The following is a 1647-nucleotide window of genomic DNA, read 5'->3' on the forward strand; positions in this document are numbered from 1 at the left end:
ACGACACCAGGATTAATGTCTGAAGGGTGGAGCAAGAAAAAGTTTGAGCCATTTCTCCAATTCTCCCTTTTCCCCATTTCTCCTTGTTTACACTTCTAATGTATAGCCCTGAACGGTTACAAAAAATTAAATAAATTTTAGATATTAGTGGCTATAATTAGGGCTCAAAAATAAGCTAACCCTTTGATATTGTTAGAGTTAGCTTATTTTGGTGGATGGAAGATCGGTTTCAAAGATGGATATTTACATTCTGAAGGGAATGCGGATGCCCACATTAAATCTACGATTGTTGGGACTACACTGAATATTTTTATCGAGGATAGCCGACTTGTTTTAGGCATCTGGCAAGGGATATTTTTTTGTGAATTCGATGGCCCGCGAAGAAGAAAGGTATTTGTTAAGGTAATTGCACATCTGTTTTCCCAATAAATTTATCGATAGTTGAATAGAATTTTTTATCTATTTTTTTACCTTCACAGCCAACTTCATACGCACACTCAACACATTCTAATCTTCTGCCGCCGAGTTCTTCTAATTTGCCCGCCTCATCTAACTTCTCTAATTTCTTACAGGCATCATGATAGCCCTGCCGAAGTGCTTTTTTCAATTTTTCAGGGGTAAACTCAAATAGTCCTATATCTATATCCTTATCAGGCTGGATAACAATATTATTAATTAACTCTTTGTGTTGTTTAAAAGGAATGCTTTGCTCGATTACGGTTTGAATTTGCTGAATTATTTCTTTATCTTTAGCAGTTTTTTTAAGGATAAAATCTATTGCCTCAACCATCTTTTGCCATGTTTTGATAACATTATTTATTAATTCTGCCCGTTGAAAATCCTCCTCAGTCGTATTTTCTAAAAATATTTCGAGTGTTCGGGCAGCAATCAAAGGTAGATTACTAAATTGTAAATCTACCGGTGTGCGTTGAGGCGGTTTAATTAAAATAGTGAAAATATCTTTACAACCAGATTCGATAGCATTCATTAATGGGGTATTATTCCCTACCCCACCATCAATATATTGATAGCCCGAAATATCCTCCGGCTTAAAGGCAACCGGGATAGCCGAGGTAGCCATCATACAAGAAATAGCCATCTTTTCAAAATCCGTATCTCTGACCTCTTTAATCGAATCCTTTCTTTTAATGAAAAATTTTCCATCTTCAGTTTTAACAAAGGTTTCCTCATTACCAATCTGAAGATTTGTCCCGGTAAGAATTAGTTTATTCCCGGAACCCTTCAGGTTATTGATATTGACTACACTTTTAACTAAACTCCGCAAGGGGGTGGAGTCGCACAGGGAATTGATGTTAGAAACAATTTTAATCAACTTGCTTTTTGCCCAAAATAAGGAGATAATTGGAAAAAGGAATAAGATATCTCCAAAATTAAATTTTAATTTAATTTGGGGCGCAAATACCGACTTATTAGTAATTTTTTCCTGCCATAGTTTTATCAAATCATCAATCTGATTAGAGGCAATCAATGTTGCATTCAAGCCACCAACCGATGTACCGACAACAACATCGAACTTAATTTTGGCATCGATTAGTGCCTTGACCACACCGGCTTCATAAGCCCCTTTTCCCCCGCCACCACTTAAAACTAAACCTATTTTAGCCATTTCATTTTACCTCCTTTGGA

General features: G+C 36.2%; 1 protein-coding gene and 1 pseudogene. One reads left to right on the plus strand and one right to left on the minus strand.

The features are described from left to right. Positions 1–234 precede the first annotated feature (234 nt). Positions 235–429 (plus strand): annotated as a pseudogene (locus AB1414_20475) (secondary thiamine-phosphate synthase enzyme YjbQ). On the opposite strand, the gene AB1414_20480 reads toward AB1414_20475, so the two are convergent. Then, positions 398–1627 (minus strand): patatin-like phospholipase family protein, encoded by a 1230-nt coding sequence (locus tag AB1414_20480; protein MEW6609788.1) that lies wholly within the window; start codon positions 1625–1627, stop codon positions 398–400. The pseudogene AB1414_20475 and the gene AB1414_20480 overlap by 32 nt on opposite strands. Positions 1628–1647: the final 20 nt, after the last annotated feature.

It is taken from the genome of bacterium, assembly GCA_040755795.1.
Classification (GTDB): Bacteria; UBA9089; CG2-30-40-21; order CG2-30-40-21; family SBAY01; genus JBFLXS01.

Coding starts and splice junctions, on each gene's coding strand:
- AB1414_20480 (MEW6609788.1), bottom strand. CDS start 1,627: ATGGCTAAAATAGGTTTAGTTTTAAGTGGTGGCGGGGGAAAAGGGGCT.